At 69.9% G+C, this 14,975-nt stretch carries 14 protein-coding genes and 1 pseudogene; 7 read left to right on the plus strand and 8 right to left on the minus strand.

All coding sequences use genetic code 11. The features are described from left to right. Both G6N75_RS02060 and G6N75_RS02065 read left to right on the plus strand, forming a co-directional pair. Positions 1 to 365: pseudogene (locus G6N75_RS02060) on the plus strand (hypothetical protein); the annotation flags it as partial. An 85-nt stretch (positions 366 to 450) separates the two neighbouring features. Next, the gene (locus tag G6N75_RS02065) at positions 451 to 909 is read left to right on the plus strand and encodes a phosphate-starvation-inducible PsiE family protein (protein WP_165346410.1); all 459 of its coding nucleotides are present in this window, start codon (positions 451 to 453) and stop codon (positions 907 to 909) included. Here G6N75_RS02065 and G6N75_RS02070 read toward each other — a convergent pair. Then, the gene (locus tag G6N75_RS02070) at positions 906 to 1,487 is read right to left on the minus strand and encodes a membrane-associated protein (RefSeq protein ID WP_165346411.1); all 582 of its coding nucleotides are present in this window, start codon (positions 1,485 to 1,487) and stop codon (positions 906 to 908) included. The genes G6N75_RS02065 and G6N75_RS02070 overlap by 4 nt on opposite strands. Positions 1,488 to 1,614: 127 nt before the next feature. Between G6N75_RS02070 and G6N75_RS02075 the strand changes: the two genes are divergently transcribed. Genes G6N75_RS02075 through G6N75_RS02085 form a run of 3 tightly spaced genes read left to right on the plus strand, consistent with a single transcriptional unit; the run spans position 1,615 to position 4,399 of the window. After that, positions 1,615 to 1,953, plus strand: a complete 339-nt coding sequence (locus G6N75_RS02075) for a hypothetical protein (RefSeq protein WP_165346412.1) — start codon at positions 1,615 to 1,617, stop codon at positions 1,951 to 1,953. A gap of 3 nt (positions 1,954 to 1,956) precedes the next feature. After that, the gene (locus G6N75_RS02080; RefSeq protein ID WP_165346413.1) at positions 1,957 to 3,315 is read left to right on the plus strand and encodes an AarF/UbiB family protein; all 1,359 of its coding nucleotides are present in this window, start codon (positions 1,957 to 1,959) and stop codon (positions 3,313 to 3,315) included. Between the two features lie 22 nt (positions 3,316 to 3,337). Next, on the plus strand, positions 3,338 to 4,399 hold the full coding sequence (locus tag G6N75_RS02085) for an SMP-30/gluconolactonase/LRE family protein (RefSeq protein WP_165346414.1): 1,062 nt from the start codon (positions 3,338 to 3,340) through the stop codon (positions 4,397 to 4,399). Between the two features lie 15 nt (positions 4,400 to 4,414). Here G6N75_RS02085 and G6N75_RS02090 read toward each other — a convergent pair whose 3' ends face one another. The 4 genes from G6N75_RS02090 to G6N75_RS02105 form a co-directional block, all read right to left on the minus strand. Continuing rightward, the gene (locus G6N75_RS02090) at positions 4,415 to 6,574 is read right to left on the minus strand and encodes a hypothetical protein (protein WP_165346415.1); all 2,160 of its coding nucleotides are present in this window, start codon (positions 6,572 to 6,574) and stop codon (positions 4,415 to 4,417) included. Between the two features lie 3 nt (positions 6,575 to 6,577). Beyond that, complete coding sequence (locus G6N75_RS02095; protein ID WP_165346416.1) at positions 6,578 to 7,084, minus strand: cytochrome b/b6 domain-containing protein; 507 nt, start codon at positions 7,082 to 7,084, stop codon at positions 6,578 to 6,580. 7 nt (positions 7,085 to 7,091) lie between these two features. Continuing rightward, the gene (hemG, locus tag G6N75_RS02100) at positions 7,092 to 7,622 is read right to left on the minus strand and encodes a menaquinone-dependent protoporphyrinogen IX dehydrogenase (protein ID WP_165346417.1); all 531 of its coding nucleotides are present in this window, start codon (positions 7,620 to 7,622) and stop codon (positions 7,092 to 7,094) included. 93 nt (positions 7,623 to 7,715) lie between these two features. Beyond that, positions 7,716 to 8,912, minus strand: a complete 1,197-nt coding sequence (locus G6N75_RS02105; RefSeq protein WP_165346418.1) for an alanine--glyoxylate aminotransferase family protein — start codon at positions 8,910 to 8,912, stop codon at positions 7,716 to 7,718. Positions 8,913 to 8,961: 49 nt separating this feature from the next. Here G6N75_RS02105 and G6N75_RS02110 point away from each other — a divergent pair, with 49 nt between their 5' ends. Together G6N75_RS02110 and G6N75_RS02115 are read left to right on the plus strand one after the other, a co-directional pair. Then, positions 8,962 to 10,167, plus strand: a complete 1,206-nt coding sequence (locus tag G6N75_RS02110; RefSeq protein ID WP_206202865.1) for a serine hydrolase — start codon at positions 8,962 to 8,964, stop codon at positions 10,165 to 10,167. Between the two features lie 3 nt (positions 10,168 to 10,170). Then, complete coding sequence (locus tag G6N75_RS02115) at positions 10,171 to 11,100, plus strand: DUF808 domain-containing protein (protein ID WP_165346419.1); 930 nt, start codon at positions 10,171 to 10,173, stop codon at positions 11,098 to 11,100. Here the strand turns inward: G6N75_RS02115 and G6N75_RS02120 are convergent. The 3 genes from G6N75_RS02120 to G6N75_RS02130 all read right to left on the minus strand — a co-directional run bounded on the left by G6N75_RS02120 (position 11,088) and on the right by G6N75_RS02130 (position 14,789). After that, a complete protein-coding gene (locus G6N75_RS02120; RefSeq protein ID WP_165346420.1) occupies positions 11,088 to 11,984 on the minus strand; it encodes a hypothetical protein in 897 nt (298 codons plus the stop codon). The genes G6N75_RS02115 and G6N75_RS02120 overlap by 13 nt on opposite strands. Positions 11,985 to 12,107: 123 nt before the next feature. Next, positions 12,108 to 14,234 carry a TonB-dependent receptor gene (locus G6N75_RS02125; RefSeq protein ID WP_165346421.1) on the minus strand — a complete coding sequence of 709 codons (2,127 nt, stop codon included), beginning with the start codon at positions 14,232 to 14,234 and terminating at the stop codon, positions 12,108 to 12,110. A gap of 93 nt (positions 14,235 to 14,327) precedes the next feature. Further along, positions 14,328 to 14,789, minus strand: a complete 462-nt coding sequence (locus G6N75_RS02130; RefSeq protein ID WP_165346422.1) for an XRE family transcriptional regulator — start codon at positions 14,787 to 14,789, stop codon at positions 14,328 to 14,330. Positions 14,790 to 14,975: the final 186 nt, after the last annotated feature.

Raw genomic sequence — 14,975 nt, forward strand, 5'->3', positions numbered from 1 at the left:
CGGCTCTGCCGCTGCCGGCGGCGGCGGAGGCGCGCCAGCTGGCCCGCAGCCTGCGACGCATCCTGTCCCGCGAAGTCGGCATCGTCCGCAGCGATCGCGGGCTGGCAGCGGCCGCAGTGCGGCTCGAGTCCCTGCAGTCCCGGGCCGAGGCGCTGTTCCGGGCACACGGCCCCGCCCCCGCGCTGCTGGAACTGCGGCACCTGGCCTCCGTCGGCCTGCTGGTGGCCCGCAGCGCCCTGCTGCGCCCGGAGAGCCGCGGCGTGCACTACAACCGCGATCATCCCGAGCCGGGTTCGCACGCCATGAGCACCGTGCTGCAGCCACAGTCCGCCGCGCTGCTGGTCGACCCGCGCGCCGTCGCCTGACCGCGCCCCGCGCGCCCGCCCCTCACGCGCCGGCGACGTTTGCGCTAGGCTCAGGCCCCGGATGCATTCTTGGGGGGGAACCGCGATGAGCACACTGAACGAGACTGAACAGCCGGCGGCGCAGGCGAAGAACCGCGCCGAGCGACTCGGCGACCGGCTGGTGAGCGCCTTCCAGCTCGTGGCGCTGTTCGTGATCGGGGCGGCGATCTTCTGGTCCGCCGCGGCCTTCGTGCTGGAGATGATCGCCGCGCGCGAGGCCACCCTGCACGACATCCTGCTGCTTTTCATCTACCTCGAGCTGGGCGCCATGGTCGGTATCTACTTCCGCACCGACGAACTGCCGGTGGAATTCCTGCTCTACATCACGATCACGGTGATGACGCGGAAGCTGATCAGCGCCGAGGAGCTGAGCGAGTCGCGCATCCTCGTGACCACCGGCGCGGTGCTGATCCTGGCGGTCGCCGTGCTGCTGCTGCGCTACGGCGCGCATCGCTTCCAGTCGTCCTCGAGCCGGGCGGCCGAGCCCATCGACCTCGAGCCCTAGAACAGGCGCAGCAGCACGAGGTGCGTCGGCACGAACACCAGCAGCAGGAAGCTCAAGTAAAGGAGCAGCAGGTAGGTCGCCGGACGGACGCGATGCTGCACCATCGCCGGGCCGAACACCCAGTTGATGTTTTTCTCCTTGCTGCTGAAGATGCGGCTCAGCGCCAGGATCACCGCCCCGGCGATCACGGACCAGAACAGTGACTCCGGCGGATAGCCGTAGGCCGCCACCAGCCAGACCAGCACCAGCGGCAGCGGCACGTGGAACAGCGAAACGGTCCGCAGCCAGCGCGGGATGGAGGGATCGAACATGTATTCCGTCAGCCCGGTGATCCGGCGGCGCAACAAGAGGCGCGACGCGTAGTCCACGTTCCACAGGATCTCGGGCAGCAGCGCCATGCAGGCCAGCACCCCCGCCAGGAGGCCGCTTTCCAGCCACATCGCAGGCACGGCGCCGATGAACGCCACGTCCGAGAACCACAGGAAATTGGCCGGCCCGTGCCGCGGCCAGTAAATGATCATGAACGCCACGACCAGCACGGTGTAGACGATCTTGAACCACTCGGGAATCTCGGCCACCCGTCCTGCCCCCTCGCCGCCCTCGCGGAACACCGCCTAAGCTAACACCCGCAGGCGGCACCCCCAAGCCGGCCGGCCGCGCGCTGGCTATACTGGTTCCCCTGCCCGTCTTGCCGGATGCGAGCCCATGACCGATTTCGTACGTTTCCTGGCTGCCTGGGCCCTGGTCCACGAGAGCGCGGACGAGGGCTGGAAAGCCGCCATCGCGCGCGGCCGGGACCAGGCGCCCGGCACCGGCGGCGGGCCGGAGGATTTCGTCGATGGCCTCGCCGCCCTGGTGGACGCGGAGAAAGAGCGCCTCAAGGCGGAACTCGCTGAACGCAGCGCCGGCGACCGCCCGGCCGGCGGCGGAGGCGACGTGGCGCCACAGCTGGAGGCGCTGGTGTTCGAGCTGGCCGAGCTCCGCGGCCGGGTCGAATCCCTGCAGGCGTCGATCGACGCCCTGCTGGCGCGTTCCGGCGACTAGGCTGTGGCGCGCCGCGGCCACACCATCGCCGCCGTCGCACTGGCACGCCTGGGGCGGGCGCTGTGGCAGTCCCGCTTCGGGCTGGTGCGCGGGCACGCGCGCCGGGTGATCTTCGCCCGCCAGGCGCGTCTCGCCTGCGAGGAGCTCGGGCCGGCTTTCATCAAGCTCGGCCAGCTGGCGTCGGTGCGACCGGACGTGTTCGCCCCCGAGACGGTGTTCGAGCTGGAGCGGCTCCAGGACCGCGTGCCGCCCGTGGCTGCCGCCGCCGTGCGCGCGACCATCACGCGCGAGCTCGGCGCCCCGCCCGAGCGGCTGTTCCGGGAGTTCGACCCCGAGCCGGTGGCCACGGCCTCGATCGCCCAGGTGCATCGGGCCGTGCTGGCGCGGGACTATCGGCCCGTGAGCGGTGCGCCGCTGCCGGCCGGCACGCCGCTGGCGGTCAAGGTAGTGCGGCCGGGCGTCGCGCGGATGATCGAGGCCGACCTCGCCGTCGCGCGCCGCTGGGCGGAGCGGCTTTCGCGGCTGGGCCGGCTGGCTCGCTGGCGCCCGCGCGAGCTGCTGGACGAGTTCGGGGACACGCTGCGCAGCGAGCTGGACCTGCGCCACGAGGGCCGCGTCGCGGACCGCTTCGCGCGCGACTTCGCGGACGATCCCCTGGTCGTCGTGCCGCGGGTCGCCTGGCCGCTGACCACGCGCCGGGTGCTCACCACCGAGCTGGTCGAGGGCTGGCGGCTGAACGAGCTGGGGGCGGCGGAGCGCGCCGGGATCGACGCCCGCGGCCTGGCGGCGCACGGCGCCGAGGTCTTCATGCGCCAGGTGCTGGTGCACGGCCGCTACCACGCCGACCTGCACCCCGCCAACCTGTTCGTAACGCCCGACGGACGGATCTGTTATCTCGATTTCGGCATCACCGGCCGCACCACGCCGGCGCAGCGGATCGCCATCGCGCAGGTGCTGGTCGCTACCGTCTACGGCGACGCCGACCGGGCGCTGAAGTATTCGCGCGCGCTGGGACTCGAGATCCCGCCTGCGCGCGAGGCGGCGGTGCGCGAACGCGTCGAACGCCTGATGCGCGCGCATCTCGCCGCAGCCGACCGGGCCGACGTGCGCGGCTTCGCCCTCGGCTTCCTCGAGATGCTGGCCGACTTCCGGATTGCGATCCCGGCGGGCTACGGCCTGCTGGTGAAAGCGCTGGTTACCGTCGAGGGCGTAGCGCGCGCCATCTATCCCGATATCGACATCGTCGAGGCCGCGAAGCCCTTCGCCACCCGGCTGATCGCGGCCCAGCTGGCGCGGCCCGAGCGCCTGCGCGAGCGGCTGCCGGCCGCTCTCAAGGCGGCGCTGCAGGAGTTAGCTGCCTGAACCGGCCCATGAAGGAACCGCAATGAGACTCCTGCTGGTCCTCGTGGTCTTCGCGCTGATCTGGCTCGCTACCGCGCCGGTGCCGATCGAGCCCGTGGCCTGGGAGGCGCCGCCGGCGCCGGCGCTGGAGGGCCCCTATGCGGTGAACGACCGGCTGGCCGAGGTCCGCCGCGTCGGCCGCGGCGTCGGCGCCGGGCCCGAGGATGTCGCGGTGACAGGAAACGGCACCGTGTACGTCGGCTACGACGACGGGCGCATCGTGCGTTTCGTGCCGGGCCGGGCTGCCCCCCGGCTGTTCGCCCAGACCGGCGGCCGGCCGCTCGGGCTGGAGTTCGACGGCGAGGGCCGCCTGGTGGTCTGCGACGGCTACCGGGGACTGCTGCGGATCGACGCCGACGGTACCATCGAGGTGCTGGCCACCGCGGCCGAGGGGCTGCCTTTCGGTTTCACCAACGACCTCGACATCGCCGCTGACGGCACCATCTATTTCACCGACGCCTCGTGGAAATTCGGCCCGGCCATGAAGGCGCGCGACGACCTCCTCGAGCACGGCGGCCACGGCCGGCTGCTGCAGTACGACCCGGCGACGGGCCGGGTGACGGTGCTGCTGGACGGCCTGCAGTTCGCCAACGGCGTGGCGCTGGCGCCGGACGAGCGCTCGGTGCTGGTGGTGCAGACCGGCAGCTACAACGTCTTGCGCTACTGGCTGGCCGGCGAGCGCGCCGGCACCCACGAAGTGTTCATCGACAACCTGCCGGGCATCCCGGACGGCATCTCCAGCAACGACCGCGACGCCTACTGGCTGGCGCTGTTCACCGTCCGCAATCCGGCGCTGGACGCGCTCTCCGGCTACCCCTGGCTCCGCAAGCTGGTGTTCCGCCTGCCACAGTTCATGCAGCCCCAGCCGGCGCCGCACGCCTTCGTGCTGGGCCTGTCGCTGGACGGCGAGGTGCTGCACAACCTGCAACACGAAGGCCCGGGCAGCTTCGCGCCGGTGACCAGCGTCACGGAAGCCGGCGGCCGCCTCTACCTGGGCAGCCTGACCAAGGACGCATTCGGCGTCTTCAACCTGCCAGCGCCCTGACGGCGCCGCCGGTCCTCAGCCGCCCAGCAGGCCCGCGAACACCCCGCGGCGCCACAGCAGGAACAGCAGCACCGCCAGCGCCACCAGGAACAGCCACGCCTTCCATGGCCGCTTCTTGTCGGCGAAGGGGTCGTACAGCGAGCGCTTCGAGCCGGCGGGCAGCTCGGCCAGGCCCGTGAGGGACTCGCCGAAAGGCAGGTTGATCCGCGCCCTGGCGTTCACCGCCCAGCCATTGGCGTCGAGCAGCGGACCGAGGTTGCGCCGCCTGAGCGTGAGCCAGGCCAGCAGCATGGACGGCCCGGAGATGATCGCCACCATCGCGACCACGACCAGCGGCAGCTGCCACCAGGCAAGGCTGAACAGGCCGGCAATGGCGGCCGCCAGCGCCGTGCCGATGGCGCCCACGGCGAGGCCGATGGCGGCGAAAATGCCGGCGAACTTGGCGATGTCGAAGGGCGGCGGCGCGGCCTGCCCGCCGTCGGCCTTGGCGGCGGCACCGGCGACATTGGCTGCCGCCTTGTTTTCCATGTCCTTGTCGCGCGAGGCGGCGAACTTGCGCAGCTGGTTCTCGACCATCGCGCCGACACGACGATAGGGCGACCAGAACGCCTGGCGGATGCTGACCGGTTGCTCGACGACCTTCACCACGGTCGCCTTCCAGTCGAGCCCCTGGCGGTCGCAGAACATGCCGTTGCGCCCCGGCACCATGAGCTCGTCCACTTCGCCCCCGGTCAGTGCCGCGACGATCTCGATCGGACCGGCGCCGGCACGCACGCAGCTGCAGTACACGAGATAGCAGCCGCTGAACGGCGCCAGGGTGGCGTGCTTGGCCATGTTCGAGACGCGCATGACGAGCTCGCAGCTGCGCTGGTCGAGATACAGCGTGCCGGCCTGGAAGATCGCCTTGCTCTCGCCGCCGTAGAACTCGCTCATGGTGACGAAGTTGCGCAGCAGCGTGACCAGGTCGCGCTGGTAGCGCACCAGCCGTTCCACGGCATCGATGTTCGCCGCGGAGGCGTCCGCCTTCAGGTCGCGCTCGATCAGCGCGGCGAGGCGCTCACGGGTGTCGCCGGAGACCACTTGCTCGAGCTGCGCCAGGTCGAGATCGTGCACCTGTGTGTCGGGACGGTCCGCCATCCAGACCCGGTAGGCATCGAACTTCGCCGACAGCTCCAGCCACTCCTCCAGCGTCAACGCCTCGCGCGCGCCGAGCAGCGGCTCGATCACTTCATCGTGCAGCTGCGCCACCTGTCCCGCCCACGCCGGGTTGACGCCCTTGGCAAGCGGCAGGGGTTTGTCGGCGCCGATTTCCGCCAGCGGCAGCGCCGCGACCTCCGCGTCGCCGGCGCCGATCACGCGCTCGCCGAGCGTCCCGTAGGCCGCCACTGGCGCATTCAGCCCTTCCACGGCCCGTGGATCGAAAGCCGCGAGGCGGCAGCGCGCAAAGTAGTCGTCTACCTTGGCCCGGACGGCCTCGAAGGCGTCGGCTGCTCCGGCCGTGGCTTCGCCCAGCGGCAGGATCAGTTCAGCCGACTCGGCGGCCCCCCGGCGCCATGCCAGCACCGCCTCGACCTGCTCGAAGAAGGCGTCCAGCGTCTCAGCCGTGATCCCGGGCTCGCCGCTCCGATCCGGCACGCCGCCCTGGGTGGCGACGATGTCGCCAATGACCTTGGCCAGCGCTTCGTCGCCGGCGACCCCCGCGGGCACCACCCCGTCCCCGTTGACGTGCGTGGGCGAGAACATTTTCGTCATGTCGGCGAAGTCATCGACCGCCAGGACGCCCGCCTCCGACTTGCCGAGATAGCCGAGCACCTGCGTCGCCGCCGCCTTGAGCACCGCGCCCTCCTCGTGGCTGTCGTCGATGGCCTCGACCGGGAGCGCGCCGTCGCCGAACAGGGCTTGCGGATCCTTCACCATGCGGCAGGCCCACTGCACCGCGGCCACGATTTCCGGCACCCGGATCTGGCCGTCGCCGTCGGTGTCGAGCAGGGCCAGGGTGCGGGAATCGAACTCGAGGCCGGTGGTCGGGCAGCTCAGCGCCGTCCAGAGCTTGGGGTCGAGCTCGCCGAGGTGGCGCAGGTCCGCGCCGCTCTCGATCGACACCTGGTCGAAACCGCCGCAGCGGAAGAACCGCCAGGCATGCGTGCTGCCGGCGTTGCTGTTGTTATTCGCCATGACTTACTCCCTGATGAAATCGAGCAGGTGCAGCGAGACGGTAACGACGTGCAGCACCACTAGCGCGATCATGCCCTGTGCGGCGAGGATGTGGTAGCCGCGCCAGGCCACGGCCTCGGGAGTTCCGGCCAGCACCAGCCAGGCCACGCCCGTGAGGCCCGCCAGCAGCGTCGCCAGCAGCAGCAGCCCCTCGACCAGCGCGAACAGGCCGCCGCCCTCCGCCGTCGGCAGCTCGCCGCGGAACACGCCGCGCAGCTCGCGCAGCGTCGGGCCCATGCGTCCCGACAGCCAGGGGAAGTAAACGCGCCAGCCGCCGCGGCGGCAGCAGGCCGCAAAGTAGGTCGCGGCGAGGACCGCGGCGAGCACGCCCAGCCCGATGTGGGCATAGTCGACCCAGCCGGCGTTGCGGGGCACCTGGCGCAACATGTGGACCCATGGACTGGTCACGACCAGCCACACCACCAGCAGGGCCAGCAGGAGGTGCTGGCGGCGCCCCGTCCCGGCGCTCATGGCCGCCTCAGGCCGCCGCCAGGTCGGCGAAGCGCTGGGCGAAGCGCTCGACCTCGTCCCAGTTGGTGTACTCCGCCTTGGTCTGCGGGTCGGTCGGACCCTTGGTCAGCCACATGATGAAGCGGATGACGTTGCGGTCGAAGGCGCTGTAGCGCTGGTAGTCCAGGTCGCCGCCGAAAACGCCGAGCAGTTTCGGCTGCCACGGGCTCTTGGCGACGAAGGCCTTGGTGTAGGGGTTGGTCTCGGGGGTGTTCTTGTGCGGCTTGCGGGCCACCAGGTTGATGGAGAAGAAGCCGCTCGGCTTCGCGTCCAGCTCGGCCTTGTGCCGCTCGATGAACTCCAGCACCGCGGGATTGTGCTTGCCGTTGCGGATGGCCGCGCCGATCAGCACCGCGTCATAGCCGGCCGGGTCCGCGCCCTGCGCGGCCGGCACCAGCTCGACCTCGTGGCCGCGGCTTTCCAGCGTCGCCTTGATGCGCTCGCTGATCTTGCGGGTGTGCCCGTAAACGCCGGCATAAAGCAGCAGTGTCCTGGCCATCGTGGTCCATCCTGGCGCCAATCAGGCCTCGATTCTAGCGAATCGTCCCTGCGTCCTCGCCCGTATGTTCCACGACTCCCGGGGCGAAGTACGTCAGGCCGCGGCGCGCCCGAGCAGGGCCTCGGCCGCCGGCAGGCCGGCGCCGGCGTCCACGCCTTCTGCGCCGGCCAGGGTCGTGCCGAGCGCCTCGAGGCAGAGGCGGACGTTGTCCGGCCGCGCGGCGTAGCCCATCAGTCCGATGCGCCAGGCCTTGCCGGCCAGGGCGCCGAGACCGCCGCCGATTTCCAGGTCGAACTCGGCCAGCAGCCGCTGGCGCACCGCCGCCTCGTCCACGCCGACCGGCACGCGCACGGCATTCAGCTGCGGCAGGCGCCATGGCGCTGTCACCAGGAACTCCAGCCCCATGGCCTCGACCCCGGCGGCGAGTGCCGCGTGCATGCGCTGGTGCCGGGCCCAGCTGGCTTCCAGCCCTTCTTCGGCCAGCATCAGCAGCGATTCGTGCAGGCCGTAGAGCGCGTTGATCGGCGCGGTGTGATGGTAGGCGCGCTTGGGCGTGGCGTCGCCGCTGCCCCAGTAGCCCATCACCAGGTTGAGATCGAGGAACCAGCTCTGCACCCGGTGGGTGCGGCTGCGGATCCGCTCCACGGCGCGTGGCGAGAAGCTCACGGGCGAGAGTCCCGGCGTGCACGACAGGCACTTCTGGGAACCCGAATAGACGGCGTCCACGCCCCAGGCGTCGATCTCCACCGGGATGCCGCCCAGCGACGTGACGGCGTCCATGATCACCAGGCAGCCGTATTCATGCGCCAGGCGGCACAGCGTCTCGGCGTCCGAGCGCGCGCCGGTGGAGGTCTCGGCATGCACGAAGGCCAGCACGCTCGCCTCCGGGTGCTCCTTCAGCGCCAGCGCCACCTTGTCCACGTCCACGGGGTGGCCCCACGGGTCCTCGACCACCACCGCCGTGGCCCCGCAGCGCTCCACGTTCTCCTTCATGCGGCCGCCGAACACGCCGTTGATGCAGACGATCACCGTGTCGCCCGGCTCGACCAGGTTGACGAAAGCCGTCTCCATGCCGGCCGAGCCCGGGCCGGAGACCGGGATGGTCAGCGGGTTCTCGGTGCGGAAGGCGTATTGCAGCAGTTGCTTGAGCTCGTCCATCATCGCCACGAACTGCGGGTCGAGATGGCCGATGGTCGGCCGGCCGAGCGCCTCCAGCACGCGCGGGTGGACGTCGGAGGGGCCCGGCCCCATGAGGGTCCGGTGCGGCGGCATGAAAGGCTTGAACTGCATCCTGCTCAGGCTCCATCGATCGGGTAGTCGGGGCAGTATAATGCCGCCCATGAAAACACACCGCCACGGCGCCGCGCTGCTCGCGGCCTCCGCCCTCCTCGCCCTGCCCGCTGCGGCCGACGACGCCGCGATGCGCAGCGCCTTGGAGCCCGTGAACACCCGCGGCACCGAGGTCTTCACCTGGGACCTGGAGCAGAAGAAAAGCGGCTTCCGCGCCATGGAAGCGCTGTTCCCGGCCCGCACGGTCACCGGCGCCGCCACGCCCTCGCCGTTGCCGGCCGGCGCGCCGTTGGCGGCCTACGAGCCGGGCGGCATCCAGGCCGGGCGGCTGGCCGGCTTCATGGCGGAGGAATACGTCGCCGGGCTGATCGTGGTCCACGACGGCAAAGTCCGGCTCGAGCGCTACGGCCTCGGCCAGTCGGCGGCCGACCGCTGGACCTCCTTCTCCGTGGCCAAGAGCATCACCTCCACGCTGGTCGGCGCGGCCATCCGCGACGGCTATATCGAGGGCCTCGACACGGAGATCACGCGCTACATCGACGCCCTCGAAGGCACGGCCTACGACGGCGTCACCGTGCGCCAGCTGCTGACCATGACCTCGGGCGTGGCTTTCAACGAGGACTACGCCGATCCGGATTCCGACATCCGTCGCCTGTACCGCGAGCCGCCCGCCCCGGGGATCGACGCCTCGGTCGGCTTCATGCGCCACCAGCCGCGCGAGTTCGCGCCCGGTACGCAATGGCGCTACAAGACACCGGAAACCAACCTCGCCGGCCTGCTGGTGATGGAGGCGACCGGCAAGCCGCTGGCCGAGTACCTGGCGGAGAAGATCTGGCAGCCCTACGGCATGGAGCGCGACGCCACCTGGCTGGTCGACCACGTGGGCAACGAGCAGGGCGGCTGCTGCCTGCAGGCGACGCTGCGCGACTACGCCCGCTTCGGCCGCTTCATCCTCGACGGGGCCCGCATCGAGGGCGAGTCCATCCTGCCCGCAGGCTGGCTGGCGGCAGCCACCAGCACCCAGGCCGACACCGGCTTCCCCGGCGGCTACGGCTACCAGTGGTGGCCGCTTGGGGACGGCACCTTCCAGGCGCGCGGCATCTTCGGCCAGTTCATCCACCTAGACCCCGAGCGGCGCCTGGTCGTCGCCATCGTGGCCGCCTGGCCGGGACCGCGGGAACCGGAGCGCCGCGCTGCCCAGATCCAGCTGGCGCGCGAGATCGCCGCAGCCATCGACGCGGAGGAGAGGAACTAGGGCATGGCAGGCGCCAGCCTGCTCGCGCTGCTGGACGACATCGCCACCGTCCTCGACGACGTCGCGGTCCTCAGCAAGGTCGCCACCAAGAAGACCGCCGGCGTACTGGGCGACGACCTGGCGCTGAACGCCCAGCAGCTGACCGGAATCCGCGCCGCGCGCGAACTGCCCGTGGTCTGGGCCGTGGCCAAGGGTTCGCTGCGCAACAAGGCGATCCTGGTGCCCGCCGCACTGGCGATCAGCGCGCTGGCGCCGTGGGCAGTGCTGCCGCTGTTGATGCTCGGCGGGCTGTTCCTGTGCTACGAGGGCTGCGAGAAGCTGGCGCACAAGTTCCTGCACCGCCCCGCGGAGGACCAGGCCGAGCGTGAGGTGCTGGTGCGGGCCATGGCCGATCCGCGGGTCGACCTGGTCGCACTGGAGCAGCGGAAGATCAAGGGCGCCATCCGCACCGACTTCATCCTCTCGGCCGAGATCATCGTCATTGCGCTCGGGATCGTCGCCGCCGCGCCCTTCGGCACGCGCGTCGCGGTGCTGATCACCATCGCGCTGTTGATGACCATCGGCGTGTACGGCCTGGTGGCGGCGATCGTGAAGCTCGACGACGTCGGGCTGTACCTGTCGCAGAAAGAAGGCTCGAAGCTCGCCTCCGCGACCGGGCGCGGCATCCTGCGGCTTGCCCCCTGGCTGATGAAAGGCCTGTCGATCGCGGGCACGGCCGCCATGTTCCTGGTCGGCGGCGGCATTATCGTGCACGGCATCGGGCCGCTGGAGCACTGGGGCCATGCGCTGGCGAACTACCTCGGCGGCGCCGGATTCCTCGCGCCGCTGCTGTTCAATGCGATCGTGGGGATCTTGGCCGGGGCGATCGTGCTCGCGACGGTCACCCTGGTCCGACGGCTGCGCGCCGCGTCCCGGGGCGGCTACCAGCGATAGCCGGCGGCAAGCTCGACGAAGGTCGCTTCGCCGACCCCCTGGTCGACCACCGCGCCGGTGTCGTCCTCCAGCCGGTGGCGGCGCTCGAACTCGAGCCCGGCCCGGGTGGTGAGGAAGAGGCCGCCCGCCGTCTGCCAGCGCAGCTTGGCGCCGGCCCGCCAGGCGCGGACCTCGTAATCGAAGCTCGCCCCGTCGCGCTCGTCGCTGACCACGTGCCAGCGCGCGCCGGCCGGCGCGACCTCGCCGCCGACCTCGACGCCGCGGGCGACCTCCAGCATGGTCCGCGTGACGGGCCAGCCGAGCTCCAGCCGAAACCCCTCGTGCTCCCGCAGCAGGGCCAGCACGGGATAGGCCTGTTCCGTGCCGAAGGCGTCGTCATAGGCCACCCCCGCGCGCCAGCCCCAGCCGGCGCCTGCCGGCGCGTGTTCCCGCAACACCCGCCCGTGCAGCATCAGGTCATCGGCGCTCCCGCGTGACCAGAGTTCCTTGAAGACGTTCGACGAAGCGGCAATCACCGGCCGGAGCTCGCCCGACCAGGCCATCGGCCCGTCGCCCCGCCAGGCCAGCGGCACTTCGAGGCGGTGCAGGTCGCGATTGCGCGTCGGCAGGCCGGTGTATTCGAAGCGCTGGTAGGCGTAGTCGAGCGCCCAGCGGAAATCGCCGTGGGACAGCCGCCGCGTCGCCGCGTGGAAGGCGATGCGGTTCTCGGCGCCCGACAGGCGCGCGGCGCCGAAATCGGCCGTGGCCAGGGCGCCGCGCGTGTATTCGAAAGACGGCGCCGGAGGCGGCATGGCGGTCGCGGCCACGGGCACGGAAGCGAACAGGACCAGCGTGGCGCCCACGACGCTGGCGATGCATCTGGTAGTGGACGGTCGGCTGGTCATCGGTCCTCGCTCCGCGCCAGGCCCCATGTTCCACGGAATGCACGGGCCGGGCAAACGGCAGGCGACCCTGCCGCCAGGGCCCGCGGGACGAGGCAAGCCTCGCCCCGCGGCCTGGCGCAGTACTCAGAACTCGAAGCGGAAGCCGGCGAAGAACGTCTGTTCCGCAGCCGGCTCGATGCCGTCGTTACGGACCCGGCTGTAGTAGTCCTCGTCGAGGAGGTTGTTGATGCCGCCGAACAGTGTCCAGGCATCGGCCAGGCGATACTCGGCGTTCAGGTCCACCACCTCGTAGGCAGGAATCACGGCGTCGATCTGCGCGTCACCCGTGCCCCGCGGCAGGTTGGAGTCCTGCCAGAACTGCTCGTCGACCAGGGTCGCGATCAGGGCGACCTTCCAGCGGTCGTTGTCGTACATCAGGCCCGTGCGGACCAGGTACTCCGGGGCGAACGCCGGCGTATTGCCCACCAGGCTGGCAGTCACGCTCCGGGTGATCTCGGCATCCAGCAGCGAGCCGTTGACAAAGCCGAGCAGCCGGCTCGGCGACTGCCGGAGCGCGAAGAAATCGTACTCGACGCTGAACTCCAGGCCCTGGTGGCGGGAATCGCCGCTGTTGACCCGCAGCACGTCGCTGACGTTGACCTGGATCTGCTCGACCTTGTCCTCGACTTCGATCCGGAACAGGCTCACGTCCAGCACCAGCCCGGTGACCGGGCTGCTGCGCACGCCGAGCTCGTAGTTCATGGCACGGGAGACCTCGGGCGCATTCTCCGCGGCCAGCTCGGCACTCGGGTTGGCCAGGTCATCGAAGCGCTGCGGCCGGTAGGCCTCGGAGATATTGGCGTAGATCTCGCTGACCTCGCCCACCTGGTACATCGCCCCGAGGCCGAACAACACCTCGTTCTCGGTCTGGTCCACGTCGATCGGGTCGCGCGACAGGCCGGGCTGCTGCACGTTCTCGAACAGGTCATAGTTGACCCGCTCGAAGCGCGCGGCCGGGGCCAGGCTCAGGTTGCCGAAACGGAACAGGTTCTCCACGAACAAGGCGTTGTAGGTGATCACCCGGTCCTGGTCATACAACAGGTCCTCGGGCCGCTGTGTATTCGAGCGGATGTCCGGGCTGACATGCCGGGTGCGCGGGCTGTCCGTGCGATAGGCGGTCGTGCCGACGGTCAGGACGTGGTCCGCGCCCCAGCCGCGCGCGTAGCGCAGGTCGAGGCCGAAGGTCTTGAATTCCTGCTGGTCGATGTTGGTCGTGGCCGGCTCGTCGGCGGGATCGATGAAGGGCGCGGAGCGGCGGCTGAAGCGGTCCTGGTAGGAATGCCAGAGCCGGCCGTTCAGCGTCGCATCCTCGCCCAGCCGCTGGTCGTAGCTGAGCGTGGCGATCAGCCGGTCGATTTCCACCCGGTTGAACGGGGTCTTGGTCAGGTCGCGGTTGGCGGCGAATTCCGCCGAGTTCAGCCGCCCGGCCTCGCCGGAGTCCGACTGGTAGAGGTCGAGGTCGAACCCGATACGGACGTCGTCGATGCCTTCATAGGCCACGCCCAGATAGCCCGCATCCACCTCGAAGTCTTCATTCAGCCGCGGGCCGTCGGCCTGGCGACGGTCGTAGGTCGCCATCAGCCCGAAGGTGCCGTCCCCCCACCTGGCCTGGTTGTGGGTGCTGTAGAACGCGTCCGTGCCGAAGCTGTGCTCGGTGGAGCCCCCGGCATCGGCCCCGGCGTCGGCGCGACGGGTGATGAAGTTGATGGTCGGGCCGATCTGCGGCCCGAACAGCAGGCCGGAACCGCCGCGCACGAACTCGACCCGCTCGACGCGCTGGGCCGGCGGCAGGTAATAGATCGTCGGGTAACCGAACAGGTCCGAGGCCAGCGGCACCGAGTCCTGGAAAAAGGCGACGAACTCCGATTCGTGCGGATTGCCGAGGCCGCGATAGTTCACGTTGTAGATGCTCGGGATCTTCTGCTCCGACACGAACAGGCCGGGCAAGCGGGCGAACATCTGGCGCAGGTTGGGCTCGACGAAGGTCGGCTGGATTTCCAGGTCGATCGCCGTGGTCTTCTTCCCGGAAAAGACCATGCCGTCCTCGACTGAGGGCATGTTATCGGGCAGCAACGGGTCAATCCGGTTGTTGCCCGACACTTCCACCGTGTCGAGGTCTGCTGCGGGCTCACGGTCGTTTTCGACCGCCAGCAGCGCCGGCGAGCACAGCGCCAGCGCGAGGCCGGCGGCAAAAGTTTTCTGATAAGGCATTGTGAAGAGTCCCCTTGGATTTGACCCGCGAATGCTAATGATTCGCATTGGTCTTAGCAATAGGGAAAACCCCTACTCCGGGGACGCCCTTCGTTACAGCTTGCGCCCGAGCTTCTTCTCGGCCATCCGCTTCTCCCAGTCCTGGAAGGGAAAACGAACGATTTCAAAGGTGAAGAGCGCCTGGATCGCCAGGCCGGCGCCGATGCCGAGGAAGATCCAGTACAGGATCGGGCGATCGAAACCGAAGACGGCAAAGAACACCACGGCCATGACGACGTACGCGCCCAGCCCGTGGATGAACTCCTTCACGCCCTTGGCATACTCGATGGCTTCTTTTTCGTCCTGCTGCAGTTCAGCTTTTTCCGGCATGTCCGTTTCCTCCGAGATGAATGACGAGATATCCACCTCGAACACGGCCGCCAGTGACCGCGCAGTCTCCAGGCTGGGCTTCTGCCCGCGCTCGAGCCGCTGCACGGTCCGCACGCTGACATCCATCAGTTCGGCGAGCTGGTCCTGCGACCAGCCCCGCTGGAGGCGTAGCTTTCTGACAATCATGGCTGCATCCCGTGTTCGAGGCGGAGCGAGTCTTTCATCACCGGCAGGTCCGGACCACGACATCATGCCGCCACGAGCCCGACAGGGCCCCGACAAGGCCCCGACAGGCGTGCCGGCCGTCACTCACTCGACGGAGTTCCGCAGCGTGGAAGCCGGCCGGCGCCATTCTTCCAGAAACGCCCGCGC

It is taken from the genome of Thioalkalivibrio sp. XN8, from assembly GCF_011058255.1.
In the GTDB taxonomy this organism is placed as follows: Bacteria; Pseudomonadota; Gammaproteobacteria; order Steroidobacterales; family XN24; genus XN24.